Below are 26,981 nucleotides of genomic sequence, written 5' to 3'. Positions count from 1 at the left end.
ACCGGCGGCATGATGAGTGCCGTGACGGACGCGTCGAAGGGACTGGTCCTCGTGGTCGAGGACGAACGGCCGATCGCCGATCTGGTCCGGCTCTACCTCAGCCGGGAGGGTTTCGGTGTGCAGGTCGAGCATGACGGCGCGGCCGGGCTGGCCGCTGCGCGGCGGCTGCGGCCGGTTGCCTGCATTCTGGACATCGCGCTGCCCGGGATGGACGGCACCGAGATCTGCAGGCGGATGCGGACGGACGGTGACTGGACGCCGGTGATCTTCCTGACCGCGCGGGACGATGAGGTGGACCGGATTCTGGGGCTGGAGCTGGGCGGGGACGACTACGTGACCAAGCCGTTCAGCCCGCGCGAGCTGGTCACCCGGGTCAAGGCGCTGCTGCGCCGGGCGGCGGGGCCCGCGCCCGATCGGGTGCGCGTGCTCGGGCCGCTCGCGCTTGATCCGGAGCGGCGGGCGGTCAGCGTGGACGGCGCCCCGCTGATGTTGACGGCGACGGAGTTCGACCTGCTCGCGCACCTGCTCGGGCGGCCTGGACGGGTGTTCACCCGGGAGGAGTTGCTGGCCGCCGTCTGGGGGTACGCGTCGCACGCCGGTACGCGTACGGTCGACGTGCACGTGGCGCAGGTCCGGGCCAAGCTGGGCGACTCCGCCTCGCTCATCCGTACCGTCCGGGGAGTCGGGTACTGCGTCGATGCTTGACTTCTTCCGTACGCTGACCGGCCGCACCGTGCTCGTCACCGCTGCCACCGCGGTGGTCGCCGTGATCGTGACCGCGCTCGTCGCCGTTCCGGTCGCGGTCCGTTCGGTGAACACGCAGATCCGCACCGAGATGGTGGAGAAGACCGCGCTCGCCGTCGAGCTGCTCGCCGACGAGCGGCCGGTCGCCCGAGAGCGCATCGCCCGTCGTCTCCGCCAGAACAACATCGAGATCTATCTGGTACGACGTGGTGTCGCCGATCACGGGGGACTGCCCGACCGAGTGGTGCGGCAGCTCGCCGCCGGCAGCCTTGTCGACACGCGCGACCAGGTGAACGGGCGGTACTCGTTCATCGCCGGGCGACCGCTGTCCGGCCGGAACAGCGGGGTCATCCTCACTCGCGAGGTCGCCTCCGGTCTGGCGGCGCGGGTCCTCGGCAGCGTCTGGCTGGCGCTGCTCGCGGGCCTGGCCGGCGGTGTCCTCGCCGGTGCGCTGCTGGCCCGCTTCCTCACCCGCCCGCTCACCCTCGCGGCGGCCGCCGCCGGACGCCTTTCGGCCGGTGACCGCTCGGTGCGGATCTCGCGGCAGGGTCCGGCCGAGGCGGTCCGGCTCGCCGACGCGATCAACCATCTCGCGTCGGCGTTGCAGACCAGTGAGGGGCGTGAGCGTGACTTCCTTCTTTCGGTCTCGCACGAGTTGCGTACGCCGCTGGCCACGATCCGCGGTTACGCCGAGGCGCTGTCGGACGGGGTGATCGGGGCGGAGGGCGCGGCCGAGGCCGGGTCGACGATGCTCAACGAGGCTCAACGGCTGGATCGGTTGATCTCCGATCTGCTGGTCCTCGCTCGGCTGGAGGCCGCTGACCTGCCGATTTCCGTCATAGTGATTGATCTGGTGGAGCTGGTGCGCGAGGCCGGCCGGGCGTGGATGTCCCGGTGCGGCTCCGGCGGTCCGGCTCTGACGGTGGAACTGCCGGGAGAACCGGTGCGGGTGGAGACCGATCCCGGCCGCATCAGGCAGGTGCTCGACGGGCTCTGCGAGAACGCTCTTCGCATCGTGCCGTCCGGCGCCCCGCTGGTGCTGGCGGTCCGGGCCGGTTCCGGCGGCGGCATCATCGAGGTCCGCGACGGCGGTCCGGGGTTCACCGACGACGACCTGGCAGTGGCTTTCGATCGTGGTGAGCTGAACCGGCGTTATCGAGGCAGCCGCGAGGTCGGCAGCGGTCTCGGGCTCGCGCTGGCCGCTCGTCTGGTCGGGCGGCTCGGCGGGCGGATCAGCGCGGGGCATGCCCCGGAGGGTGGTGCCATGTTCAGCGTCGAGCTTCCTTACGTGACCCGAACAATGTCCTGACGCTTGCCGAGTGAAGGGAGCCGAGTATCGCTTGCATGAGGCGTACACAAATCGGTTTGTCCCTGATGGTCTCCACCGCCCTGGTCCTCGCCGGATGTGGGGTCGCGAGAAACGGCGCCGCGGAAAATGGCGCTGCGGCGCCTGCCTCGGCCCAGGCGGGGGGCGACGTCGGCCTCGAAGCCGTCGCGCTCGAAGCAGTCGGCTTCGCCGAAGCCTTGGAGGAAGGCGGAGCCTTGGAGGAAGGCGGAGCCTTGCAAGAGGGCGCCAAGTCGTCACCCTCCGCCGACGACAAGCAGCGAATCCGCCCGCGAGTCGTTCGCAAGTTCTTGCGCAAGAACACCTTGCACGGCGAGGTGGCGGTGCAGGGCCGCGACGAGGTCCGCACCGTGGTCGTGCAACGCGGCAAGATCACCGAGGTCACCGACGCCGGCCTGACCGTCGAATCCACCGACGGCTTCAAGCTGACCTGGACCTATGGCGATCCACTGCGGATCGTGCAGGAGCGTAAGGAGATCGAGCGGACCGCGCTCCGCACCGGCATGGAGATCGGTGTCGGTGGCCTGCGCAACGGCTCAGCCACCGCAGCCCGTCTGATCATCGTGCGGTAGTTACTGCAAGAAATCGGCAAACGGCGAAAGCAACAGTTTCCCCAGGCCGGTAGCGGTCTTGTCGAGCCGGCGGCGTTCCTTGTCCAGCGCGATCAGGTCGTGGCGGATCGCCCAGACCTTCTGGGCGTTACGCCACGCGACATTGCGGGTGTACTCCACCATTTCGCCCTGCCACCAGTCGTCCAGATCCCCGTTCATCGTGTCGATGAGCAGCTGCCACCGGTCCAGATAGCCGCGGCGCAGGCCCGGGATCTCCTCCGCGAAGATGTCGTTGACCTGGAGGTAGTCGTGGTGCTGGTCGCTGCCGTCGATCGGATCACTGCCCAGGTGATCAAATGTGGTCACCAGCGCGAACGGCAAATCGAAGTTGATGTGTGCGTTGACGCCCGCGACGGCGGACGGCAGGGGCCGGGCGTCGGGGCCCGGAACGCGGCCGAACAGGCCGGCCCAGACACCGGGACACGCCGGGCTCGCCTCGGTCCAGTACCGCAGTGCGTCGAAATAGCGGCCCGCGAATTCCACGTCCAGCCGGGACAGGAATGCCGGGTCCTTGAACCTGCCGGCGTAGAGACGCTCGAGCACGTTCTCGGTGATGGTGAGGTAGAGCTTGTTGAAATCGGCCAGCGGATTGCTGTTCAACAGCGGCGGAACTCGGCACAGCACCTCTTGCAGCTGTGCGAGCTGGTCGACCACTCCGGGTACGTCGTCGGGGTGCCGTTGCAGGATGTCGGACATCTCCTGCTGCACCGGGCCCCAGATGGGCAGGGTCATCGGATCCTCCACAAGTGATGCAGAAATGCGGAGGGCCCCCAGCACCGCCCGGCGGCTGTGGCCACCGGGCGGTGCTCCCCCGTGGCACCCACCCTTCCACCGGGGGAGCGCCGGGGGATCGGTAGAACTACGTATTCCACATACGTATGTCTCGGCGAGATAACGAGTGCCTGGTCAGGCGGCTGTCAAATAGACGCGGCTCGCCTGAACCCGGGTGCGCACCTGGAGCTTGTCGAAGATGTGTCCCAGATGGACGCCGACAGTCCGCTCGCTGATGAAGAGCTTCTCACCGATCTCGCGATTGGTCAGCCCCTCCGCGACAGCTTCCAGGACCTCTCGCTCCCGCCCGGTCAGCACGGCCAGCTCGTCGACGATCCGCTCCGGCGCCGCCATCTCCACCGTCGGAGTGTCGTCGGCGAGCGACACACGGAAGCGCTGGGCGACACCACGGATCTCGTTCGCGAACGGCCGGGCTCCCATCGCGGTCGCTGTCGCGTACGCCTGACGCAACCCGGCGATCGCAGCCGCCCGCCGGACCCTGCGCTGCAGGGAGGCCTCGGCGTGGCGCAGCCGCGCATAAGCCGCGGGGTACGGCTGCTGCCGCCGGTCCCAGATCGTGACTGCTCTGGCCCACGGCTCAGGGTCCTGCCGGTCCTCGATCCGGCTGACCTCAGCCGCGCAGAGATCGAGATAGCCCTCCACCACCGCACGGGCGGCGCCCGCGTTGTTCACGCCCTCGGACAGCCGGCCCAGCACGGTCTTCAGCCGGCGGACAGCGCCCGGATCCACAGGCGTACCGGCGACATGGGCCTCCGCCTCGGCGCGCAGCCCGTGCCAGGCCAGTACGCCGAGAAGCACCAGGTCGTCGGAGCGTGTCTCGGTGAGTCCACGCTGCACAGCGGCCCGCGCCTCGGCGTGCTCGCCCTGCCACATGGCCAGGCCGGCCCGCAGCGTGAGCATCGGCAGCACGTGCCGCGCACCGCCGCCGGCCAGCAGTGTCGCGGCCGCGTCAAGATCGCGGCGGGCGTTGTCGACCTCGCCGAAACCGACCCAGAGCCGGCACCGGGAGAGCAGGAGCTCCACCGCGTCGGCACCCGACGGGCGGTGCCGCATCGCGATGTCCAGCATCGCGTCGGCCTCGGCCCATTGACCGATGCGGAACAGGCCGTTGCCGGCGATGGCGAGCAGCCGGGTCTGATAGGTGCGGCCCACGCCGAGCTGGGCCAGCCGGTCAGCACCGCGGCGGGCGACCAGGACACCCTCCTCGATGCTGTTCAGCGGGCCGGTGAGCAGCTCGGCGAGGTGCAGATAGGCGACGCCGAGGTCGTCCGGGTGGCCGGAGCGCTCGGCGATCTCGACGGCGTGCCGGATCACGGCGAGACCGGCGTCCGGGTCTTCCCGGAACGCGGCGCTGAAGCCGAGAGCGGCACTCGCCCGGACCAGGTCGGCGGTCGAGCCGTCCACCGCGGCGAGCTCGAGGGCCTCGCGGGCGCGGTGGTTGGCGTCCGCGTACCGCCCGAGGTGAAGGAGGAGCTCGGCGAGGTAGGCGGCGGCCGAGGCCCGCTGCTGCGGGGAGCAGTCGGGGGCTTCGAGGGCCAGCTCATATTCGGTCTCGGCGGTGGCGGAGCGGCCGGCGGCGGCCAGGTAGCGGGCCCGGCGCAGGTGCAGGTCACACTGGCCGGGGCCGTCGGGCCGGCCGGCCAGCTCGCCGAGCCGGGACAGGGCAAGCAGGTGCTCACCGCACTGGTGCGCCGACTCGGCGGCGTGGCCGAGCAGCTCGGTGCGCTCCTGGCCCTCCTCGGCGGTCAGTTGCAGGGCGATCGTCCAATAGCGGTGGGCCTCGGCGAAGCCGTAGAGCTGCTCCGCGGACCGGGCCGCGGCGATCACCGGCGGCAGCGCCCGCGACGGTACGCCCGCCCGTTGCCAGTGGAACGCGAGCCGGGCATGGTCGGGCTCGACTCCGGTGCTCTCGACCGCCTCCGCGTACCGCCGGTGGAGAGAAGCGGCCTCGGCCGGCAGGACCTCCTGTTCCAGCACCTCGGCGACCAGCCGGTGCCGTAGGCGGTAGCCGTCGGAGTCGCTGGACACGAAACGCTGGGCGATGGCGGCCCGGATCGCCTCGATGAGCTGGTCTTCCGGCAGCGGCACCACCCGGGACAGCACGGCGTGGTCCACCGGCTCCACACCGGCGGCCAGCGCGTGCACCACGGCGTGCGCGTTCGCCGGCAGCTCGTCCACCCGGGACAGGAAGATCTCGCGCAGCGTGTCGGAGAGCTCGACCCGGCCGTCGCGCAGGTCACGGGCGAGTTCCTCGGCCACGAACGGGTTGCCGCCGCTGCGCTTGTAGACCCGGTCGGCGTCCTCGAGGGCCACGCTGCCGCCGACGATCCCGGCAACCAGCTCCCGGGTGTGCTCCTGGTTGAGCGGTTGCAGGTCGACGACGCGGACCGACCTGAGACGCCGCAGTTCGGCGAGGACCCGGCGCAGCGGGTGGGTGCCGTGCAACGCCTCGGCGCGGATCGCGGCGAGCACCGAGATGCGCAGGTCACCGAGGCCGGCGAGCAGGTAGAGCAGGAGCTGGCGGGTGCTGCGGTCGGCCCACTGGAGATCGTCGAGCACCAGCAGCAGGCGCTTGTCACCGGCGATGGCGCGCAGCTCGCGCGAGACCCGGTCGAGCAGCGCGCCCGCGTCGTCGGCGGGGCCCGTGGCGCCCGGGCTCGAGGCGGGCCCGCCGGTGTCGCCGTGCCGGCGCAGGGCCTGGAGCACCGGGTGAAGCGGTGAGGCGTCGCCGATGTCCAAACAGGTGCCGGAGAGTACGGCGAAGCCGGAACCGCGCATGGCCTCGGCGGTTTCGCGCAGCAGACGGCTCTTGCCGACGCCGCTCTCCCCGGTGACGAACACCGCGGCTGTCCCGCCGGGACCGGCGTCGTGCAGGTAGGACTGGACATCGGTCAGCGTGCCGGTGCGTCCGACAAGCAGCCCGTCGTCCTCCTGCTGGCTGGCCATGACCGGCAGCCTAATGGGAAAGGGCGTACCACGTTGTCGTCGTTTCGGACTGTTCTGCGTCACAAAAACGACGGGTGCCGATGCTGTCAGAGATACGTCGTTCTGCGGATCCGCGCCGTGTCCTGGGCTGGCACCGTTCTCCCGGTCAACGCAGGGCTCTGGGGGGAGCGTGAGACATGACCACCATCACCATGGCCGATCAGGAGCGGCGCCAGGACGTCACCGTGCTGTTCATCGACATCGTCGGCTTCACCGCAATGGTGGACCGGCTGGACTGCGCGGAGGTCCGTGCGCTGCAGAGGGATTACTTCTCGGTGGTCTCCGAGGTGGTCCGCGGATGCGGCGGCATCGTGGAGAAGTACGTCGGAGACGCGGTGATGGCGGTGTTCGGCGCCGGCGAGGACGGCTTCGGCCCGGAGGCGGCCGCTTCGGCGGTCAAGGCGGGCCTGTCGGTCCAGGAGGCGTTGAGGGGGCGTCTCCTGGCCGGCAGGTTCCCCGTCCGGACCCGGGTGGGCCTGGCGACCGGCGAGGTGATCATCGAAGCGGCGGCCGCCTTCGACGGCGGCCAGGCGATGATCAGTGGCAGTGTGGTGAACACGGCGGCACGCCTTCAGGCGTACGCTCCGCACGACACCGTCGTGGTCTGCTCGGCCACCCGTGAGGTCACCGACGTGCTGATCGCCTATCAGGAACTGCCGCCGGTCTCGGTGCCGGGCAAGGCGCACCCGCTGGACCTCTATCGGGCGCTGCAGCCCCAGATGATGCCGCGGACGATGCCGGTGCAGGTGGCACGTTCGGTGCAGCAGAGCATGCCGCGAACGGTACTGGCTGGCGTGTTTTAGGCCACTTTTCGCCCGCATCATCCCTATTTCGGCCACGGTGTGGTCTAGACCTGGCTCGCCTGAGGCAGAAGTGTCGGAGGCTCCGGGTAGGCTCGCGCCGACTTGACCACCCATGGCCGATCGGGAGTATCGCCTCGTGACCGCACAGCCAGAGACCTTGTACGGGGCTGACGACCTCACGCACCTGGAAGGGCTGGACGCTGTCCGGAAACGCCCTGGGATGTACATCGGGTCCACCGACAGCCGGGGCATCAACCACCTCGCCAACGAGATCATCGACAACTCGACCGACGAGGGTGTCGCTGGTCACGCGACAAGGGTTGCGGTCACCCTGCACGCCGACGGCTCGCTCCAGGTCGACGACGACGGCCGCGGCATCCCGACCGACGTGCACGCCAAGTCCGGCCTCAGCGGCGTCGAGCTGGTGCTGACCCGCCTGCACGCCGGTGGCAAGTTCGGCGGCTCGGGCTACAAGACCTCAGGTGGCCTGCACGGCGTCGGCGCCTCCGCGGTCAACGCGCTCTCCCTCCGCTTCGACGTCACGGTCAAGCGTGACGGCAAGGTCCACGAGATCTCGTTCCAGCGAGGCGTGCCCGGCGTCTTCGACGGTCCCGGCCCGGACGCGCCGTTCCGCCCCGAGGCGGGCCTGCGCATCGCCCGGCGGATGAAACGTGGCGAGCCCACCGGCACCTCCATTCGGTACTGGTACGACGCCCGTTACTTCGACGCCACCGCCCGTCTCGACGTCGAGACGGTCCGCGCCAAGCTGCGCAACACCGCGTTCCTGGTCCCCGGCGTTCAGTACACGTTGTTCGACGCGGGCGCCGAGGAGCCGGCCACCGAGGCCTTCCACTACCCGCACGGGCTCACCGACATGGTCGAGTTCCTCACCCCATCCGGTGACAAGCCGGTCTCCGGTGTGCTCGTGGTGACGGGCGAGGGGACGTACAAGGAGAACGCCGCGGACGCCAACGGCGTCATGCAGTCGAACGTCGTCCGTCACGCGCAGGTCGAGGTCGCCTTCCGCTGGGGTACGGGCTATGAGCGCACCGTCGAGTCTTTCACCAACACGATCCGCAACACCCACGGCGGCACCCACCGCAAGGGGTTCGAGCGAGCCCTGGTCCGGGCGCTGACCGAGGCCATCCGCAACGCCCGCGGCCTGCTCAAGCCCAAGGAGGAGCCGCCGGTTCTCGACGACCTGCTCGAGGGCATGACCGCGGTCATCCACGTGCGGGTGCCGGAGCCGCAGTTCACCTCGCAGACCAAGGACGAACTGTCCACCGCGGGCGTCACCCGGGTGATGCAGACGCTCGTCGAGGCGTACCTCAAGGAGTGGATCGAAGGCCGGCGCACGAAGGCCGAGGCCCGCACCGTCCTGCAGAAGGTGGTGGACGCGGCACGCGTCCGCCTCACCCAGAAGCAGCAGAAGGACGCGGCCCGCCGCAAGACCGCCCTGGAGGGTGCGTCGATGCCGGCCAAGCTGGTCGACTGCCGGGCGATCGGCATCGACCGCTCCGAGCTGTTCATCGTGGAGGGTGACTCGGCGCTGGGCACCGCCCGGATGGCCCGCAGCTCGGAATATCAGGCGCTGCTGCCGATCCGCGGCAAGATCCTCAATGTGCAGAAGGCCAGCCTGCAGCAGGTGCTCGACAACGCCGAGTGCTCGGCGATCGTGCAGGTGCTCGGCGCCGGCTCCGGCCGGACCTTCGAGATCGGCAACATGCGGTACGGCCGAGTCATGATCATGGCGGACGCCGACGTCGACGGCTCACACATCCGGACGCTGCTGATCACGCTCTTCGCCAAGTACATGCGGCCGGTCATCGAGCACGGCCGGCTCTTCGCCGCCATGCCGCCGCTGCACAAGGTGGTCACCAAGGGCCGCAACTCGGAGACCATCTTCACCTACACCCAGCAGGAGATGGAGAACACGGTCACCCGGATCGAGCGGGGCGGCCGGCAGGTCCAGCGACCGGTGCCGCGGTTCAAGGGCCTCGGTGAGATGGACGCCGACGAGCTGTGGGAGACCACGATGAACCCGGCCGCGCGCACCGTCCGGCGGATCACCATCGACGACGCCGAGCGTGCCGAGGCCACCCTCGAACTGCTGATGGGCGAGCGGGTCGAACCCCGGAAGAACTGGTTGATCGAGGCCGCCGGCCGGATCGACCAAGAGACGATCGACGCCTGAGAGGTCCGCTACCAATGGCACGCCGCAAATCCGAGAACCGCGTCGACCTGTCCGCGTTCGACCAGGCAGGCGCCCGGGTCATCGACAATCCCCTCACCACCGAGGTCGAGGACTCCTACTTGGAGTACGCGTACTCGGTCATCCACTCACGAGCCCTCCCGGACGCCCGTGACGGCCTGAAGCCGGTGCACCGGCGGATCCTCTGGTCCATGTCGGAGCAGGGACACCGGCCCGACCGGGCGTATGTGAAGTCCGCGCGCGTGGTCGGTGACGTGATGGGTAAGTACCACCCGCACGGCGACGTGGCGATCTACGACGCGCTGGTCCGGCTCGCACAGGACTTCTCGCTGAACACGCCGCTCATCGACGGGCACGGCAACTTCGGATCACCCGACGACGGCCCCGCCGCCGCGCGGTACACCGAGGCGCGCATGTCCCGCGAGGCGATGCTGCTGGTCGGCGAGCTCGGCGAGGGCACCGTCGACTTCAAGCCGACCTACGACGGCTCCGAGCTCGAGCCCAAGGTGCTGCCGGCGGCCTTCCCGAACCTGCTGGTCAACGGCACATCCGGAATCGCGGTCGGTATGGCCACCAACATGATCCCGCACAACCTCGGCGAGGTGGTCGCGGCCGCCCGGCACCTGATCACCAACCCGGAGGCGGATCTCGACACGCTGATGCGCTTCGTGCCCGGCCCCGACCTGCCCACCGGCGGTCAGCTGCTCGGGCTCGACGAGGTGCGCCGGGCGTACGAGACGGGTCGCGGTGTGGTCCGGATCCGGGCCCGCGCCCAGACCGGCCTCCTGGAGGGCGGCCGTGGCCGGCAGGCGATCACCATCACCGAGCTGCCGTACGGCGTCGGCGCCGAGAAGATCATCGAGGCGATCACCGACGAGGTGAAGGGCAAGCTGATCACTTCCGGTCCGCGGCGGGGTCAGCGGCAGGCGGCCCGGCTCCAGGGCATCGCCGATGTCAAGGACCTGACCGACCGCGAGCACGGCACCCGCCTGGTGATCGAGTGCAAGGTCGGTGTCAACCCGCAGGCGCTGCTGGCCGACCTCTACCGGCTGACCCCGCTGGAGAGCTCGTTCGGCATCAACAACCTGGTGCTCGTCGACGGGCAGCCGCGGACCCTCGGGCTCAAGGCGCTGCTGGAGGTCTTCGTCCAGCACCGCTACGAGGTGGTCACCCGGCGCACCACGTTCCGCAGGACCAAGCGCGAGGACCGGCTGCACCTGGTCGACGGCCTGCTCATCGCCCTGATCGACATCGACCGGGTGGTCGCGCTGATCCGGGCCAGCGACGACGCGGCCGCGGCCAAGGCCGGGCTGATGAGCGAGTTCGGGCTCTCCGAGATCCAGGCGACGTACATTCTGGACACCCCGCTGCGGCGGCTCACCCGGTTCGACCGGATCGAGCTGGAGACCGAGCAGGAGCGGCTGCGCAACGAGATCGCCGAGCTGAACCTGATCCTCGACAACGAGGACGTGCTCAAGCAGGTGGTCTCCGACGAGCTGGCCGAGGTCGTCACCGAGTTCGGCCGCCCGCGCCACACCACGCTCATCGACGGTGACCTCAAAGAGGTGCTCGCCGCCTCGGTGCCGGCCGGCCCGCTCGAGGTGGCCGACGACCCGTGCCAGGTGATCCTCTCGGCCACCGGCCTGATCGCCCGGACCGCGGCGGAGAGCGAGGAGTCCGCCGAGGCGCGCAAACGCAGCGGCCGAGTCAAGCACGACGCCGTCCGCGCGGTGATCCACTCCACGGCCCGCGGCCGGATCCTGCTGATCACCAACCGGGGCCGGGCGTTCAAGACTGACGTCCTGCCGCTCCCGGTGCTGCCCGAGCAGTCCGGCACGGTCTCGCTGCGCGGCGGCATGTCCGCCTCCGAGCTGGTCCCGCTGGAGAAGGGCGAGAGGGTCGTCGGCCTCGCACCGCTGACCGGCGGCGAGTCGCCGGGCATCGCCATGGGCACCAAGTTCGGCATCGTGAAGGTGTGCGCGCCGGAGTGGCCGGTCCGCTCCGACGAGTTCGAGGTGATCACGTTGAAGGAGGGCGACGAGGTCCTCCAGGCGACCTGGCTCACCGACGGCGCCGAGTCGCTGGTCTTCGTCACGTCCGATGCGTCGCTGCTGCGGTTCCCGGCCAAGCTGGTCCGCCCGCAAGGCCTCAAGGGCGGTGGCATGGCAGGCGTCAACGTCTCCGCCGACGCGGAAGTGATCTCGTTCAACGCGGTTTCGACCTCCGACCCCGCGCACGGCGAGCCGATGGTGGTCACCTCCACCGACACGCAGGTCAAGGTGTCGCCGTTCTCGTCCTACCCGGCGAAGGGCCGGGCCACCGGCGGCGTGCGGGTGCAGCGCTTCCTCAGGGGCGAGACGCGGCTGACGGTCGCCTGGGTCGGCCCTCGTCCGGTCGGCGCGAGCAGCACCGGCGAGCCCGTCGAACTCCCGGAACCGGACGCTCGCCGCGACGGTTCCGGCAACGCGGTCATCATGGGCCCGCAGCTCATCGGCCATTTGATCGAGCGCGACTGACGAAGGCGCGACTGACGAAGGCGCGACTGACGAAGGCGCGACTGACGAAGCGCGACTGACGAAGCGCGATCGATAGAGCGCGGCTGACAGGGCCTCCCGGCCGGTGATTTTTGGCGCCGGCCGGGAGATTCCTTTACGGGTACGCGTTCTCGCACGGTTCTTGCCGGTCCAGGCGCGAGGTAGTGCCCGCTCCGGGCGTCAGCGCGACCGCCGGTCGATCACCGCGCCGGGTGGGGGCGGCGCGGGCGGTCACCGCGCCGGGTGGGGGCGGCGCGGGCGGTCACCGCGCCGGGTGGGGGCGGCGCGGGCGGTCACCGCGACGTGGCTGGTGGCCTATCCGGTGCGGCTGATCACCAGATGGGGCGGATGCGGCCGGGAGTGGCGAGGCGGGCGAGGGCCGAGCGGAGGCCGGCCAGCTGCTCAGGGCCGACGCCTTCCGCCCACGGACGTAGCGTCTCCTCGGCGGCATCGTCGGCGGCGCGGGTGCAGGCGATCCCTTTGCTGGTCAGGACGAGCAAGCGGGCACGGGCGTCGGACGGGTGGGGGAGCCGCTCGACGTAGCCCTTCCGTACCAGCTCGTCGGCCATCTGACTGGCCGCCTGTTTGGTGATCTCCAGGTGCTCGGCGAGCTCGTTCACGGTGGCGCCGGTACCGGAGAGCCGCACGAAGGCGAACCCGTGTGAGGGTCGGAGATCGGTGAAGCCGCGTGCGCGTACCCCCGCATCTATGCCGTCCACCAGCGCACGCGCCGCACTCAGCAAGAGCACCGGAAGGTCTTGAAGATCGTCTCGCACGGAAACAGTTTGACATGGCGGTCAAGCTGCTTGACTATTTAGTCAAGCAGCTTGACCAATGGAGGTTTCATGTCGATCTATCGCAGTGCCGACGCGGTGCAGCACCAGTTGCACGGGACGACCTTTCACGCGTACGCCTCGCCGTCCACCGGCAGCCGCGAACTCTGCACCTGGCGGGTCGAGATCGCCGGCGGTACGACCGGGATGCCGCACCGGGTCGGCCGTGACGAAGTGTTCGTTCTGGTCGCGGGCCAGTTGTCGATCAGCCTGGACGGTGTCGCCGGGCAGATCGGGCCGGGGGATGTGCTGGTGGTTCCGGCCGGGGCGGAGTTCCGGGCGGACAACAGGGGAGAGACGCCCGCCGAAGCCTGGGTCACCACGAGTGCGGGCTTCGAGGCGACGCTCCCCGACGGCACCACGCTCACCCCGCCCTGGGTGAGCTGACCCCGGCTGACCCCGGCTGACCTCTGCTGAAATCGGCTGACCCCGGCTGACCCCGGCTGAAACCGACTGGCTCCGGGTGCTGCCTTGCGGCGCCCGGCACAGCACTCACCACCAGCCGGACCTGGGCCGGCCCGCATGTGAACCGCCACAGCCCATCCACCCTGACGGATGCCTGGGTCAGCAGACGCGCACGGTGAGGTTGTGTGGGAGCTGGTTGTTGCTCTGGCGTGGGTAGAAGCGCACGGTCGGGTATGCGGTCACCGCTGGCGGAGGGCGGTTATGGCCTGGAGCTCCTCGGAGGTGAGGGGACCCCGCGACTCGGCTGCCAGGCACTCGGCCAGCTCGGCGCGGTTCTTCACGCCGAGAACGACTGTCGCGACCCCGGGCACGGAGAGCGCATACCGATGCGCGAGTGCCGCAGGTGTCTCACCGAACTCCGCCGCCAGCTTCCGGAACGGCTCGGCCCGCGCGAAATCCACGGCCGCCGGATGCCGCGGATCCAGCTCCCGGTCGAGCGCCCCGGTGAGCGAACCCGCCGCCACCGCCCGGATCCCGATCACCGAGACGTCATTGGCATTCGCCGCCCGGATGATCTCGTCGTTGCCCGACCGGACGGAGGGCCCGTAAACCCACAGGTCACCGTTCATGTCGAGCGGGTTCACCACCACCTGGGCCGCGTCCGGCCGGGGCACCGCACCGAGCGCGTCCACCACGCTCCCCGGATGCGCCACAGCAGTGATCCCCCACGCCCGGATCAGCCCTTCCTCCCGGAGCCGCGCGAACTCCGCTGCCACCACCTCGTAGTCGGGCCAGTCCAGATCGTCCGGCACCGCGTCCGACGGAAATCGCGGCCGCAACTGCGTATGCAGCAGGAACAGGTCAAGGTGATCACGCCCGAGCCGCAACAGACTGTCCCGCAGGCTGTCCCGGATCCGCTGACCCCAATCAGGCGCCCCTGGCAGCTTTGTCAGCTGCACCTTGCTGGTGATCATGACGTCCGGCGCAGGCCGCGCCCGCAGTGCCTCGCCCACCGCCCGCTCCGACTCGAAATCCGAGCCGTAACTGGGTGCCAGATCCAGCATCGTGACACCGGCGTCGATCGCGGCGTGGACCGTACCGATCGCCTCCGACCGATCGGTGCCGCCCCACACCCCCGCGATGCCGCCACCACCGAGCGTCAATGCGCTGATCCGGCCGAGGCGCCCGAAATTCCTGGTTTCCATCTTGGTCCTCCCACTTGCCGGGCTCTTCGGAATCGACCGTAGGACCTGGAGCGCGCTCCAGGTCAAGCTCTGGAATCGATGCGGCGTGCCGCGCGGCGCGGAGGTGTCCAGCAGGTGAATAATCCGTGCTTCCGCGGGGCGTACCAGGGAAGATTGCGCCTGCGGGGAGGGGGAGCCGTGGACGTCGTGGCGCAGTGGGTGAGCACCGAGTGGACCAAGCTCTCCCGAGGTGGGAAAGCTGCCGCGCGCCGCAACGCCGCTCCGGTGGGATTTCGCCTGCCGCCTTTGAGGACCGGTGTCGTGCACGAGGTCGTGATGGCGGAGCGTAACGATTTCGAGCCCGTGGAGTCGCTGGGCGCGGAGCCGGCGGAGCGCGAGCCGAGTCTCGCGCGGTGCGGCTTGCGGTTGGTGAGAGCAGATCAGAGGGTACGGGTGGAGCTGCTTCCCGCCCGGAGCGGTGGCCCGTCGTCGAGCCACCGGCCGCCCGGGGTGTGGCTGGCACCGGGCGAGTGGCTCCGGTGGCAGGTCAACTATCGCGTGTCCTGGCCGCTGATCCAGGGTGGACGGTGGAGTTACCGCCAGGACACGCTCAACATCGCACTCGGCCCGGTGCATCCCGAGCTTTTCTTCGGTACGCCCACCCGTCACGTCGACGAGCGGGCATTCCTGAGGTGAAAGGGGTGAAAGGGGTGAAGAGAATTACTTGCTGGGCTCCGGAACGTCACAGGTGATCTTCGGGTTGACGCCCAGCCAGTTCAGCGGCCCGGCGATCGTGGTGACGATGACCGTGCCGGCTTCCGCGCAGCTCGCGTCGCCGTCGTCCTTGAAGTAACCGCGCTCGAAAGCGGCGACAACACCGAGTACCAGCCAGATGACAATAAGAACAGCACCGATACGCATCGGGGACCTCCTCCTGCCGGGGATGCGCGGCAGGTACCCCGCTTCGGCTGATCTTTAAACGGCGCCGGGTTTGCGGGCCTGAAGCGTGTACGTGTGTGGCAGCCGTTCGGGTCGCTCGATGAGCTGCCACTCGCCGCCGTCGATCAGCCGCATCCGGCCGGGCAGCGCCTCCCACGGCACCGACTGGTGCTCCTCCAGCCCTGTCACGACGAGCCCCGCTTCGAGTACCGCGGTGACGATCTCGCCGATCCCGTGGTTCCACTCGTGGGTGACGGTGTGCTTGAACTCGCTGTCGGTCGCGACGTAGGTGCCGCCCTCGTCGTACACCTGCGGCTCGGCGTGCTCGAAGTACGGCTCGGACAGGGCGATCACGCCGTCGGTGCGGTCGTAGTCGAGCGACCACAGGACCGGGTGGCCCTCCCGGATGAACAGCCGGCCGCCCGGCGCCAGCAGGGACGCCACCGTCCGCGCCCACCGTTTGATGTCGGGCAGCCAGCCGAGCGCGCCGATCCCGGTGAAGACCAGGTCGAAGTCACCCTCCAGGACGTCGCGTGCCGCGTACACGTCGCTCTGCACAAAGGGGATCTTCGCGCCGGCCCGGTCCGCGATGACGCGGGCCTGTTCCAGCGAGGCGCCGGAGAAGTCGAGGCCGGTCATCCGGGCGCCGAGCCGGGACAGCGAGATCGTGTCGGTGCCGATGTGGCACTGCAGGTGGATCCCGCGCAGCCCGGCGACGTCGCCGAGCCGCGGCAGGTCGAAACGGACGACCTCACTGAGGTACGCGGGGTCGGTGGCGAAGTCCTCGACGTGATAGTCGGGGGAGGCGGCGTGGGCGGGTGCCCGCTCGTCCCAGTTGGCCCGGTTCACGTCGAGGTAGTCGTTCATGGGCGGGAGCGTACGCGATCCCGGAACCACAGCGCGCTCTGTTTCGGCGTCCGCGCCTGGGTCTCGTAGTCGACGTGCACGAGGCCGAACCGCTTCTCGAAACCCTCGGCCCATTCGAAGTTGTCCATGAGCGACCAGGCGAAGTACCCGCGCACGTCGGCGCCCTGCTCGCGGGCGGCGAAGACCGCGTCGATGTGCGCCTTGAGGTACGACGTCCGCTTCTCGTCCGCGACGAAGCCGTTCGCGTCCGGATGGTCGTGGAAGACCGCCCCGTTCTCGGTGACCGCGAGCGGGAAGCCGTAGTCGTTGTGCAGCCGCAGCAGCAGCGTGGTGAACCGGTCCGGCGTGATCGGCCAGCCCAGGTCGGTACGCGGGACGTCGGGCAGGATCTCCCGGATCACCGGGCGGCCGAGCGCGTCGGTGGTGTTCCCCTCGAGGTCGGTGCCGGCGAAGTCCTGTCCGAAGTAGAAGTTCACCCCGAGCAGGTCGATCGGCGCTGAGATGATCTCCAGATCGCCGTCGCGGATCGGCAGCGAGTGGCCGCGCGCCGCGAGGTCCTCGACCACGTCCGCCGGGTAGCGGCCGTGCCGGATCGGGTCGAGGAAGATCCGCGCCACGTTGCCGTCGGCCCGCCAGGCGGCCGCCACGTCGATCGGGTCGTCCGAGGCGGGGGTGGCCGTGCCGATGTTGAGCGCGATGCTCACGGTGTTCTCGGGGCTGCGGATCTGGCTCGCGACCAGGCCGTGGCCGAGCAGCAGGTGGTGGGTGGCGGCGAGGGCGGCGCCGAAGTCGCGCCGGCCGGGGGCGTGCACCCCGTGCTCGTACCCGAGGTAGGCGACGCACCAAGGTTCGTTGACCGTGCCCCAGTTACGGACCCGGTCCTTGAGCCGGTCGTGGACGAGCATCGAGAAGTCGGCGAACCGGTACGCGGTGTCGCGGTGCGGCCAGCCGCCGGCGTCCTCGAGCTCCTGCGGCAGGTCCCAGTGGTAGAGCGTGAGCCACGGGTCGATCCCGGCGGCCAGCAGTTCGTCGACGAGCCGGTCGTAGAAGGCCAGTCCGGCCGGGTTCGCCGGGCCGCGCCCGCCGGGTTGCACCCGGGGCCAGGAGACCGAGAAACGGTACGCGTCCACGCCCAGGCTCTTGATCAGCTGAACGTCGTCGGGCATCCGGTGGTAGTGGTCGCAGGCCACGTCACCGGTCTCGCCGACGACCGTACGGCTGAAGGTGTCCCAGATGGACGTCGTGCGCCCGTCTTCCGCGGCCGCGCCCTCGATCTGATAGGCCGAAGTGGCCACGCCCCACGTGAATGTCAACGATCTCTCCAAAAGAGGCATAGTTGAGGGCCGGTCCCGACGGCAGGGGACCGGCCCTCTGTCACTACGTCAGCCGACCGGCTGCGAGATGGGATGCAGCCAGCAGGCGACCGACCGTGCGGTGCCGTCCGGCGTGCCGGGGTGGCCGAGCACCGGGATGTTGCCGGCGCACGGTTCGAACGCCTTCGGGCATCGCGGGTGGAACGAGCAGCCGCTCGGCATGCCCTTGAGGTCCGGCGGCGACCCGGGGATGCCGGTCAGTTCCCGCCGGGGCCCGCGCAGCGCCGGGAAGGAGCCGAGCAGACCGGCGGAGTACGGGTGCAGCGCGTCCCGGTAGATCGACGCGGCCGGTGCCTCCTCGACGATCCGCCCGCCGTACATGATGGCGATCTTGTCGGAGAACTCGACGAGCAGCGACAGGTCGTGGGTGATGAAGATGACCGAGAAGCCGAGCCGTTCCCGCAGCTCGATGAGCTGGCCGAGGATCTGCCGCTGCATCACCACGTCGAGGGCCGTGGTCGGCTCGTCCATGATGACCACCTGCGGCTGCAGGATCAGCGCCATGCCGATCATCACGCGCTGCCGCATGCCGCCGGAGAGCTGGTGCGGGTACGCGTCCATCCGGTCCGAGGCGATGCCGACCAGCTTCAGCATCTCCCGGGCCCGGGCGTTGCGGCTGTGCTCGCTCATCTTCGGGTCGTGCGCCCGGAGCACGTCGGTGAGCTGGGTGGAGATCTTGTGTACCGGGTTGAGCGAGTTCATCGCGCCCTGGAACACCAGCGCCGTCTCGGCCCAGCGGAAATCGCGCAGCTGGGCGTCGGAGAGGGCGAGGACGTCGTACGGGTCGCCCTTGTCGGGGTGGTAGATGACCTGTCCGCCGGTGATCACGCCGGGCGGGGGGAGAAGACGGGTCATCCCGTACGCGAGGGTGGATTTGCCGGATCCGCTCTCGCCGGCCAGACCCAGCACCTCACCGCGATGCAGCGTGAGGTTGACGTCGCGGACCGCGCGGACACCCTGGTCGCCCAGCCCGTACCCGACGTTGAGATTGCGGATCTCGATGACCGGCTGGCTCATGACGTCACTTCCTCTCGCAGGACCGGCGTCGGCTTGGCGTGCGTGTGCGGTTCGGCCGAGTTGTTCAGCACCGGCGTGAAGCCGATGCGCATCCGGACGGTACGCCCGTCGACGGTCTTCACCTTGGTCTTGCCGGCACTGCGCAGCCGCGGGCTGACGAACTCGTCGATACCGAAGTTGATCAGCGAGAGCGCGGTGCCGAGGATCGCGATGGCGAGACCCGCCGGTACGAACCACCACCACGCCTCCTGGGCGAGCGCCTGCTGGCCCTGCGCCCAGAACAGGATCGTGCCCCAGTTCCAGGTGGTGGCCGAGGTGACGCCGATGAAGGCCAGCGTGATACCGGAGAGCACCGCGAAGATCACCGTGCCGACGAAGCCGGAGGCGATCACCGCGGTCAGGTTGGGCAGCAGCTCGAAGACGATCACCCGCCAGGTGCGCTCGCCGCTGGCCCGGGCCGCCTCGACGAAGTCGCGCCGGCGCAGCGACAGGGTCTGCGCCCGCAGCACCCGGGCGTTCCACGACCAGGAGGTGAGGCCGATGACCATGGCGATCAGCCAGTCCTCGGCGCTCTCCAGGGTGGACGTGATGATGATGATCAGCGGCAGCGCGGGGATCACCAGGAAGACGTTGGAGAGCGCGGAGAGGCCCTCGTCGGCCTTGCCGCCGATGTAGCCGGCGGACACCCCGATGATGACCGAGAGAACCGTCGCCACGATGCCGGCGAAGAAGCCGACGAACATGACGCTGCGGGTGCCTTCCAGCAGCTGGCTGAAGACGTCCTGCCCCAGGTGGGTGGTGCCCATCCAGTGGTCGGCTGACGGGGGCTGGACCAGGTCGCTGCCACGCGCTCCAGGGTCGTACGGTGCGATCCAGGGTCCGATGATCGCCAGCAGGACGTAGATCGCCAGAATGACCAGGCCGGTCGCGGCCTTGCGGTTGGCCACGAAGCGGAACCGCTGTCGTTTGGCCTTGACGGGCTTGCCGGACTCCGGCTGGGCCATCGACCCCTGACCGGGGATGACCTGCTCGATGCTCGAGGTGGGGATCGTCATCGGTCAGCCCTCCTTACGGGTGCGCGGGTCGAGGAGCAGATAGGCGATGTCCGCCAGCAGGTTCGCCACCAGCACCGAGATCGTGATGATCAGGAAGATGCCCTGCATGAGCGGGTAGTCCGAGGCGCCGAGCGCCTGGAAGAGCTGGAACCCGACACCCGGGTAGGAGAACACGATCTCCACCAGCAGCGTGCCGCCGACGATGAAGCCGAGCGACAGCGCGAAGCCGGAGACGTTGGGCAGCAGCGCGTTGCGCGCCGCGTAGCTCATCGCCACCCGCCGGTCGGTGAGGCCCTTGGCGTGCGCGACGGTGATGTAGTCCTCGGAGGAGACGGTCACCATCATGTTGCGCATGCTCAGGATCCAGCCGCTGACCGAGGAGATCAGGATCGTCAGGGCCGGCAGCAGGCTGTGCTGGATGGCGCTCGGGATGAAGTACTGGTCCCAGGCCGGCACCAGGCCGTTGTCGAAGCCGCCCGAGGACGGGAAGAAGCTGTCCGGCCCGGTGAGCAGGTAGATCGCGATGATGCCGAGCCAGAAGTACGGCACCGAGGAGAGGAACGTGGTCACCGGCAGCAGGCCGTCGGTCCAGGAACCGCGCCGCCAGCCGGCCAGGATGCCCAGCCCGGTGCCGAGGAAGAAGCTGATCACCGTGGTGATGCCGACCAGCAGCAGCGTCCAGGGGAGGCTGTTGCTGATGATCTCGGAGACCGGTGTCGGGAAGAACGTGAACGACAGGCCCAGGTCGCCGGAGAGCAGCTGCTTCCAGTAGCTGACGTACTCCTCGGCGATGTTCGCGTCCTTGTCCAGGCCGAACAGGACGTAGAGGGAGTCGATCGCCTTGCTGCTCAGCTGGCCCTGGTACTTGGTCACCAGCGCCTGCACCGGGTCACCGGGGATCATCCGGGGGATGAAGAAGTTGAGCGTGATAGCTGCCCACGCCGTGAAGAGATAGAAGGCGAGGCGCTGCAGGAAGTACTTCACCGGGACACCTCCACGGCGGAGCCGGGCGTCTGTGTGGCGACCGTCGCCTCGTCGTAGAGCCAGCAGGCGGCCCAGTGGCCGGGCACGTCACCGATCTCCAGGCGGACCGGCAGGTCGGTCGAGCAGCGCGGCATCGCCATCGGGCAGCGCGGGTGGAAGCGGCACCCGGTGGGCGGGTGGATCAGGCTGGGCGGTTCACCGTTGCCACGGTCCTCGTCTGCGACATCGGCCTCGCCGGTGAGACGGTCCGGGTCGGGGGCCGAGTCGATCAAAAGCCTGGTGTACGGGTGAGCCGGCGATTGGGTGACCGTCTCGCTGTCACCACCCTCGACCATGCGTCCCGCGTACATGACCATCGTCTCGTCGGCGAAGTACCGGGCCGACGCGATGTCGTGGGTGATGTAGAGGATCGCCAGGTTCAGGCGCTCCTTGAGGTCGCGCAGCAGGTTCAGCACGCCGAGCCGGATGGAGACGTCCAGCATGGACACCGGCTCGTCGGCGAGCAGTGCCTCGGGCTCGGCGCCGAGGGCGCGGGCGATCGCCACGCGCTGGCGCTGGCCACCGGAGAGCTCGTGCGGGAACTTGTCGAGGTACCGCTCCGGCGGTGTCAGGGAGACCCGCTCGAGCAGCTCGTACAGGGCCACCTCGAGCTCGGCGTCGCTCTTGCCGGCATTGTCGTGGATCTTCAGAGCCCGGGTCAGGTGATACCTGATGGTGTGCACCGGGTTCAGGGACGCGAACGGGTCCTGGAAGATCATCTGGACCCGGGAGCAGTAGTTCCGGAACGCGGAGCCCGACTTGACCTTCGTCGACTCGCCGTGCAGCCGGATGTCGCCGCCGGTGCGGGGATAGAGCTGGGCGAGGAGCCGGGCCACTGTGGACTTGCCGGAGCCGGACTCGCCGACCAGGGCGACCACCTGGCCGCGGCGGAGGGTGAGGTTCACATCATCGACGGCGTGAACCGCGTCGTGCCGGTTGGAGAAGAGGTCGCGCAGCTTCCGGCGGACGGGGAAGTGCTTGGTCAGGCCGATCGCCTCGAGCACCACCTCGTCGGCCGGCGCCTTGGCGTCCGGGATCGACGTCATGCCGGGTGTCCTTCTTGCGGAAGAGGCGGGCGCCCCGGCTGACCGGGGCGCCCGCGAGGCGATCAGGAGTTGGCGGGCTGCAGCTTCAGGACGACCAGCAGAGCGGCGGCCTGAGTGGGCTGGGCGGGCGCGTACGAGTCCGCGTCCGAGGGCCACCCGACCCAGTTCTTCGTGCTGTACGCGGCACCGACGTTGTCCGAGCCGACCGGCAGCATCGGAGCCTGCTCCACGAAGATCTTCTGGATCGTCGCGAGCGCGGCGGTACGAGCGGCGTCGTCGGTGGCGTTCGAGTACGCCTTCAGCGCCGCGGTGGCCTCCGGGCTCTGGAAGCGGCCGAAGTTACCCTGCTGAGCGGCGGTGCCGATCGGCTTGTAGAGGTCGCCGTCCATGACCGTCTGGTAGATGTCGAACGGGGTCGAGCCACCGTTGGTCCAGCGCATGCTGGCCTCGAAGTCGCCCTTCTGGACGTTCGCGTCCCAGACGTTCTGGTTCGGCTTCTCCACCGTCGCCGCGATGCCGATCTCGGCCAGGTTGCTCTTGATGATCTCGAGCGAGGTCTGGTAGTCGGACCACGGCGCCGGGTCGCTCAGCTTGATGGTGACGGCCTTGCCGGTCTTGTCCTTCAGCGTGGTGCCCTCGAGCTTGTAACCGGAATCGGTCAGCAGCTTCTTGGCGCCGTCGACGTCGACCGAGAAGGTCTTGCCCTTGTACTCCTCGGCGATGTACGCGTCACCCGCACCCTCGGGCAGACCGGTGATGCTCTTGATCTCCGGGTGGAAGTAGCCGGCCTCGGCCTGCACGAAGATGTCGTTGCGGTTGATGACCATGTTCATGGCCTGGCGCAGCTTCGGGTCGTCGAACGGCTTCTTGGTGGTGTTGATGTAGAGGCCGTGGATGCCCAGCACGCCCGGCGCCCAGACCTTGTAGTTCTCCGGGTCCTTGGCGACGAAGGTCTGCTGGTAGTTCGGGATGAAGACGAAGCTCCACTCCGCCTGACCGCTCGCCAGGGCGGTGGCCTGCGCGTTGTTGTCGGCGTAGGAGGTGTAGCGCAGCTCCTTCACCTTCGGCTGGGTGCCCCAGTAACCGCTCTCCCGAGCGGTGAGGATCGCCGCCTGCTGGCTGAACGACTTCAGGGTGTACGGGCCACTGCCCACCGGCTCCTTGATCGGGTCGGTGGCCGGGTCCGAGATCTTCTCCCAGAGGTGCTTCGGCACGATCGGGGTCTGGCCGATGACCTTGTGGTGGGTGGTGAACTGCGACGTCTTGAACGTCATCTTCACCTTGTTGCCGTCAGCCGTGATCGTGTCGTACGGGATCGCGAAGAGGTTGAGCGCCTCGTTGCTCTTGATCAGGTTGTGGGTGTACACCACGTCCTCGGCGGTCAGCGGCTTGCCGTCCGACCAGGTCGCGCCGTCCCGGATGACCAGGTCCACGGTCTTGTAGTCGGCGGACCACTTGATCTCGCTGGCCAGCCACGGCGTCAGCGGGTCGGCCGGCTTGGTGTTGTTCCACTGGCCGAGGGGCTCGTAGATCATCCAGCGGTAGCCGAGCGCGCCGGCGGCCGAGGTCTGGATGAAGGGGTTGTTGATCTCGGCGACGGTGCCGTTCGGCATGCCGATCGACAGGAAGTCGACCTGCTTGCCCTTGTCCGCGTTGGCGTTGTCGTTCGGCGACTCACCACATGCGGCGAGGCCGCCCGTGGCGAGGACGCCCGCCAGTGCCGCCGCGAACAGCTTCCTTCTCTGCATCGCAAAACTCCTCGGATCAATTGCGGGGTGAGAGGGGTGAGAGGGGTGCCCGAAGGGCGTGCGGTACCGAGCGGACGACCCAGGGCCGTTCGCGAGGTCTCGCGGGGTTCCGGCCGTGATCGCGGCCGGTCGATGCTTTTTGGGTAGGTCGGGTCAGGAGGCGGTCGAGGCCCGGACCGTGAAGGTGGCCGGGATGACCGTCGGGCGGTTCGGCAGAGGGGTGCCTTCGAAATGGGCGAGCAGCGTACGGGCTGCGGCCTCGCCCATCTCCCGCATGGGTTGGTGGACCGTGGTCAGCGGCGGCGAACTGTGCGCCGCCTGCGGTATGTCGTCGAACCCGACGACCGCGACGTCGTCGGGGATCCGGCGGCCAGAGTCCTGGATCGCCTGCATGGCGCCGGTCGCTGAGATGTCGTTGTGGCAGAAGACCGCGTCGAACTCGATGCCGGCCGCGATCGCGTGCCGGACGTTGTCGACCCCGGCGGCGAAGGTGAAGTCGCCGAGCAGGACGCGCTCGTCGTCGATGGGGTGGCCGGCGTCGGCGTAGACCGAGGAGAAACCGTCCAGGCGCTGCTGGGTGCAACCGAACCGGGACGGGCCGGTGATCACGAGCGGCTTGTGGCGCCCGATCTCCAGCAGGTGCCGGGCCGCCGAGGCGGCGCCGGTGTGGTTGGTCGTGCCGACGCTCGGGATCTGGCCGGACACCTGGTCGCGGTCGTCGATGAGCACCATCGGGAGGCCACGCGAGTGCAGCGTGGCGATGTAGTCGAAGGTGCCCTCCGGCTCGATGACCAGGAGCCCGTCGAAGGACTTCGCGGCAACCTGGGCGTTGAACTGGCGCATCGAGTCGTCGCCGCGGTTGCAGGTGAACAGGAGCAGGCCGTAGTGCTCGGCCTCGAGCACGTCGACCGCCCCCTGCACGACCTCGCCCATCCAGGGCCAGGTGAGCGAGGGGACCAGCATGCCGATCACCCGGGTGCGCCCGCGGGCCAGATTGACCGCCCGGGCACTCGGAACGTAGCCGAGCTCATCGATGACCGCCCGCACCCGGGCGGCGGTGGACTCGTCGAGCTCGCCCTTGCCGTTCAGCACCCGGGACACCGTCGTTTTACTGACCTTGGCCCGGGCCGCCACATCGGCGATGGTGATCGGCACAGCTCCTCCGGGATGTGACTTCGCGGTTGCGTCGGGGTTTCGGAACCGGTTTCGGGACCGGTTTCGGCAGTCAACCGCAGTGAGGGCGGTCACGTCAATGTGCCAAGAGATCTATTTAGATTTCGAGACGGTAACCGTCGTCCTCACCCAGCGATGAATCGGTACTTATCGGTATCCGCGGCGAGGTTCGGCAGCACCACACCCAGAGGGGCGTCGATGACCAGATCGGCGTACGGCTCGCCGCGTGTGACGCCCCGGTTGACGATCGCCACCCGGATGCCCTCCTTGACCGCCCGCAGCACGAACCGCCGCCCCGACATCACGGTCAGCGAGGAGCCGAGGATGAGCAGGGTGCGCGCCGCCTCCACCTGGGCAAAAGCGGTCGTCACCCGGTCGGCGGGCACGGTCTCGCCGAAGTAGACGACATCCGGCTTGAGCACACCGTCGCAGGACCGGCAGGGCACCACGGTGAACCCGTCCAGCTCGGCGTCGTCCAGCTCGGCGTCGCCGTCCGGGTTGATCGACGAGGCGACCGCGGTGAACTCCGGATTCGCCGCGGTCAGCCGGGCCACCAGCTCGTCGCGGGCGGTCAGCTCACCGCAGTCGAGGCAGACGATCCGGGCCAGGTTGCCGTGCAGCTCGACCACCTCGCGGGCGCCCGCCGCCTGGTGCAGCCCGTCCACGTTCTGTGTGATCACGCCGGAGAGCAGGCCCAGCCGCTGCCAGCGGGCCACCGAGAGGTGCCCGTCGTTGGGCCGTGCGCCGCCGATGGTCCGCCACCCCAGGTGGCTGCGCGCCCAGTACCGGCGGCGGGCGATCGGGTCCGAGGTGAAGGTCTGATACGTCATCGGCGTGCCGCGGCGGGCCGAGCCGGACGGGCCCCGGTAGTCCGGGATCCCGGAGTCGGTCGAGAGCCCCGCACCGCTGAGGATCACCACGCCGCCCTCGGCGAGCCACCCGTCCAGCCGTGCCGCCTGCTCCACCACCTGAAGGTCCATGCCCCCATGGTCCCTCGTACGGGTGACCGTGGCGCTCATCCAAAGAGTGGCCGTGACTTCAAGGGGCCATGTGCGTTCTTGTGTCCACTAGTAGGTTGATAGGCGTGAACACGGTGGCGCACGCGACGCCCCGTCCCTGGGACGGGCGCCGGCTTGTGCGCTTCCTCACCAGCCTGGCGATGCTCGCACTCGCCGTCACCCTCCAGCTGCCCGCGCCGGCGATCACCGCCGACGCTCCCTCGGCCGCTGTCGAGACGGTGCCGGCCTCGGTGCCTGTCTCAGTGCCGGCCTCGGTGTCTGCCGAGACGCCGGCCGCCGTGAGCCCCGAGGCCGACGAAGCGGATGCCGGGCGGCCGGGCCGCCAGGCACCCCGGGTGACGCTGAACCCGCCACTTCCGGCAGCGGCTTCCGCCGAGATCATCACCACGCCGCGGCACCCGATCGCCGGCGAGACCCCGCGCAGCGCCGGCCCCCGCGCGCCCCCGGCCGTCTGACACCGCCGGGCCGTCCGGCCCGTGCGGATCCGTCGATGCCGGCCGTTGTTCCGTTTTCTGGGGGTGCTCCATGAATTCCGCTGTGCAGAGCTTCGTTAGCGCGGTGCCGCAGGCTGCCGCGATCTGGTTGATCATCCTGCTCGTTCTCGCTGTGGCAGTCGCCACAGCCAAGGTGCCCCGGGCGCTCACGCCGCCCGAGCCGGACGACGGCGAAAACCGCTACGCCACCGAACTGGAGACCGCCGCCCGTGCGGCCGCCGCCACCGCCGGCCGCCGCCGCGCCGAGTGGATGGCCGCGCAGGAGGACGTCGAGGCGGCCTGGACGGCGTACGAGGAGGCCGACGAACTGGCCCGGCGGATCTCCGCGGCGACCGCCTTCCCGCTGATGAGCCGCCGCCGCAAGCCGGGCGACAACGTGGACCGGCAGCGCTACCTGCACCGGGCCGCCTCCGAGCTGTGCCGCACCCACGACCTGTCGATCGCCCAGCTCAACGACGTGTTCGCGCACCGCGGCTGGAACCCCCGGCTGCACCCCGTCCAGCAGGAACCGGTGCTGCGCAACGCGGTCCGCGAGTTCCGGCTGGAGGCGTACCGCAAGGCGGTCGAGCGCGAGCAGGCGGCCTGGCGCGGTGCCGAGGCGGCCGCGGAGACGGTGCGGGACCTTCGCGCCGAGGCGGCCGCGGCGCGGCTTCGTGACCCGGCCACCGAGCCGGTCGACCAGCACTGGTGGGCCGAGCAGTGGACGCCCGCCGAACTCACGGCGGCTGCCTGATGTCCTCCCTGGACCCGAGGACCGTTCTCGTTCGACTGTGATATCG

At 69.4% G+C, this 26,981-nt stretch carries 24 protein-coding genes; 10 read left to right on the top strand and 14 right to left on the bottom strand.

Translation table 11 applies throughout. The features are described 5' to 3' along the window. Window positions 1–9 precede the first annotated feature (9 nt). From ACFQV6_RS39105 to ACFQV6_RS39095, 3 genes are read left to right on the top strand one after another with little or no spacing between them, the layout of a single operon-like run. The gene (locus ACFQV6_RS39105) at window positions 10–705 is read left to right on the top strand and encodes a response regulator transcription factor (protein WP_378032775.1); all 696 of its coding nucleotides are present in this window, start codon (window positions 10–12) and stop codon (window positions 703–705) included. After that, window positions 698–2,053, top strand: a complete 1,356-nt coding sequence (locus ACFQV6_RS39100; RefSeq protein WP_378032762.1) for a histidine kinase dimerization/phospho-acceptor domain-containing protein — start codon at window positions 698–700, stop codon at window positions 2,051–2,053. Before ACFQV6_RS39105 ends, ACFQV6_RS39100 begins: the two co-directional genes overlap by 8 nt. Window positions 2,054–2,109: 56 nt before the next feature. Further along, window positions 2,110–2,661: a hypothetical protein gene (locus ACFQV6_RS39095; protein WP_378032761.1), complete on the top strand. Its 552-nt coding sequence runs from the start codon at window positions 2,110–2,112 to the stop codon at window positions 2,659–2,661. Here the strand turns inward: ACFQV6_RS39095 and ACFQV6_RS39090 are convergent, their stop codons facing one another. Both ACFQV6_RS39090 and ACFQV6_RS39085 read right to left on the bottom strand, forming a co-directional pair. After that, entirely contained in the window at window positions 2,662–3,432 is a 771-nt protein-coding gene (locus ACFQV6_RS39090) for a DUF5995 family protein (protein WP_378032760.1), read from the bottom strand. A 174-nt stretch (window positions 3,433–3,606) separates the two neighbouring features. After that, entirely contained in the window at window positions 3,607–6,438 is a 2,832-nt protein-coding gene (locus tag ACFQV6_RS39085) for an AAA family ATPase (protein WP_378032759.1), read from the bottom strand. A gap of 176 nt (window positions 6,439–6,614) precedes the next feature. On the opposite strand from ACFQV6_RS39085, the gene ACFQV6_RS39080 reads away from it, so the two are divergent. The 3 genes from ACFQV6_RS39080 to ACFQV6_RS39070 all read left to right on the top strand — a co-directional run bounded on the left by ACFQV6_RS39080 (window position 6,615) and on the right by ACFQV6_RS39070 (window position 12,008). Continuing rightward, window positions 6,615–7,280 carry an adenylate/guanylate cyclase domain-containing protein gene (locus tag ACFQV6_RS39080; RefSeq protein WP_378032758.1) on the top strand — a complete coding sequence of 222 codons (666 nt, stop codon included), beginning with the start codon at window positions 6,615–6,617 and terminating at the stop codon, window positions 7,278–7,280. Window positions 7,281–7,392: 112 nt separating this feature from the next. Further along, window positions 7,393–9,474 (top strand): type IIA DNA topoisomerase subunit B, encoded by a 2,082-nt coding sequence (locus tag ACFQV6_RS39075; RefSeq protein WP_378032757.1) that lies wholly within the window; start codon window positions 7,393–7,395, stop codon window positions 9,472–9,474. 14 nt (window positions 9,475–9,488) lie between these two features. Then, window positions 9,489–12,008 (top strand): DNA topoisomerase (ATP-hydrolyzing) subunit A, encoded by a 2,520-nt coding sequence (locus tag ACFQV6_RS39070; RefSeq protein ID WP_378032756.1) that lies wholly within the window; start codon window positions 9,489–9,491, stop codon window positions 12,006–12,008. Between the two features lie 350 nt (window positions 12,009–12,358). Here the strand turns inward: ACFQV6_RS39070 and ACFQV6_RS39065 are convergent, their stop codons facing one another. Continuing rightward, window positions 12,359–12,802, bottom strand: coding sequence for a MarR family winged helix-turn-helix transcriptional regulator (locus ACFQV6_RS39065; protein WP_378032755.1), 444 nt, complete (start codon window positions 12,800–12,802; stop codon window positions 12,359–12,361). A 69-nt stretch (window positions 12,803–12,871) separates the two neighbouring features. Between ACFQV6_RS39065 and ACFQV6_RS39060 the strand changes: the two genes are divergently transcribed. Continuing rightward, on the top strand, window positions 12,872–13,246 hold the full coding sequence (locus ACFQV6_RS39060) for a cupin domain-containing protein (RefSeq protein WP_378032754.1): 375 nt from the start codon (window positions 12,872–12,874) through the stop codon (window positions 13,244–13,246). Between the two features lie 257 nt (window positions 13,247–13,503). Here ACFQV6_RS39060 and ACFQV6_RS39055 read toward each other — a convergent pair whose 3' ends face one another. Then, the gene (locus ACFQV6_RS39055; RefSeq protein WP_378032753.1) at window positions 13,504–14,469 is read right to left on the bottom strand and encodes an aldo/keto reductase; all 966 of its coding nucleotides are present in this window, start codon (window positions 14,467–14,469) and stop codon (window positions 13,504–13,506) included. A gap of 177 nt (window positions 14,470–14,646) precedes the next feature. Here ACFQV6_RS39055 and ACFQV6_RS39050 point away from each other — a divergent pair, with 177 nt between their 5' ends. Further along, window positions 14,647–15,144 carry a hypothetical protein gene (locus ACFQV6_RS39050; protein WP_378032752.1) on the top strand — a complete coding sequence of 166 codons (498 nt, stop codon included), beginning with the start codon at window positions 14,647–14,649 and terminating at the stop codon, window positions 15,142–15,144. A 24-nt stretch (window positions 15,145–15,168) separates the two neighbouring features. Here the strand turns inward: ACFQV6_RS39050 and ACFQV6_RS39045 are convergent, their stop codons facing one another. From ACFQV6_RS39045 to ACFQV6_RS39000, 10 genes are all read right to left on the bottom strand, one after another. Further along, window positions 15,169–15,369: a hypothetical protein gene (locus tag ACFQV6_RS39045; RefSeq protein WP_378032751.1), complete on the bottom strand. Its 201-nt coding sequence runs from the start codon at window positions 15,367–15,369 to the stop codon at window positions 15,169–15,171. Between the two features lie 54 nt (window positions 15,370–15,423). Beyond that, window positions 15,424–16,254 (bottom strand): class I SAM-dependent methyltransferase, encoded by an 831-nt coding sequence (locus ACFQV6_RS39040; protein ID WP_378032750.1) that lies wholly within the window; start codon window positions 16,252–16,254, stop codon window positions 15,424–15,426. Further along, window positions 16,251–17,567, bottom strand: coding sequence for a GH1 family beta-glucosidase (locus ACFQV6_RS39035; RefSeq protein ID WP_378032749.1), 1,317 nt, complete (start codon window positions 17,565–17,567; stop codon window positions 16,251–16,253). The genes ACFQV6_RS39040 and ACFQV6_RS39035 overlap by 4 nt, the downstream gene beginning before the upstream one ends. A gap of 69 nt (window positions 17,568–17,636) precedes the next feature. Next, complete coding sequence (locus ACFQV6_RS39030) at window positions 17,637–18,644, bottom strand: ABC transporter ATP-binding protein (RefSeq protein WP_378032748.1); 1,008 nt, start codon at window positions 18,642–18,644, stop codon at window positions 17,637–17,639. Next, window positions 18,641–19,699, bottom strand: a complete 1,059-nt coding sequence (locus ACFQV6_RS39025; RefSeq protein ID WP_378032747.1) for an ABC transporter permease — start codon at window positions 19,697–19,699, stop codon at window positions 18,641–18,643. The genes ACFQV6_RS39030 and ACFQV6_RS39025 overlap by 4 nt, the downstream gene beginning before the upstream one ends. 3 nt (window positions 19,700–19,702) lie before the next feature. After that, entirely contained in the window at window positions 19,703–20,683 is a 981-nt protein-coding gene (locus tag ACFQV6_RS39020; RefSeq protein ID WP_378032746.1) for an ABC transporter permease, read from the bottom strand. Next, window positions 20,680–21,768 (bottom strand): ABC transporter ATP-binding protein, encoded by a 1,089-nt coding sequence (locus tag ACFQV6_RS39015; RefSeq protein WP_378032745.1) that lies wholly within the window; start codon window positions 21,766–21,768, stop codon window positions 20,680–20,682. The genes ACFQV6_RS39020 and ACFQV6_RS39015 overlap by 4 nt, the downstream gene beginning before the upstream one ends. A gap of 62 nt (window positions 21,769–21,830) precedes the next feature. Continuing rightward, the gene (locus ACFQV6_RS39010) at window positions 21,831–23,516 is read right to left on the bottom strand and encodes an ABC transporter substrate-binding protein (protein WP_378032744.1); all 1,686 of its coding nucleotides are present in this window, start codon (window positions 23,514–23,516) and stop codon (window positions 21,831–21,833) included. A gap of 153 nt (window positions 23,517–23,669) precedes the next feature. Next, on the bottom strand, window positions 23,670–24,671 hold the full coding sequence (locus ACFQV6_RS39005) for a LacI family DNA-binding transcriptional regulator (RefSeq protein WP_378032743.1): 1,002 nt from the start codon (window positions 24,669–24,671) through the stop codon (window positions 23,670–23,672). 143 nt (window positions 24,672–24,814) lie between these two features. Then, entirely contained in the window at window positions 24,815–25,669 is an 855-nt protein-coding gene (locus ACFQV6_RS39000; RefSeq protein WP_378032742.1) for an NAD-dependent protein deacetylase, read from the bottom strand. Window positions 25,670–25,773: 104 nt separating this feature from the next. Here ACFQV6_RS39000 and ACFQV6_RS38995 point away from each other — a divergent pair, with 104 nt between their 5' ends. Next, a complete protein-coding gene (locus tag ACFQV6_RS38995) occupies window positions 25,774–26,163 on the top strand; it encodes a hypothetical protein (RefSeq protein WP_378032741.1) in 390 nt (129 codons plus the stop codon). A gap of 82 nt (window positions 26,164–26,245) precedes the next feature. Continuing rightward, a complete protein-coding gene (locus ACFQV6_RS38990; protein WP_378032740.1) occupies window positions 26,246–26,935 on the top strand; it encodes a hypothetical protein in 690 nt (229 codons plus the stop codon). Window positions 26,936–26,981 lie beyond the last annotated feature (46 nt).

Source organism: Actinoplanes sp. GCM10030250 (assembly GCF_042666575.1).
In the GTDB taxonomy this organism is placed as follows: domain Bacteria; phylum Actinomycetota; class Actinomycetes; order Mycobacteriales; family Micromonosporaceae; genus Actinoplanes.
Note: the sequence above shows the minus strand (reverse complement) of the source record. Positions and strands in the feature narration are given on the sequence as shown.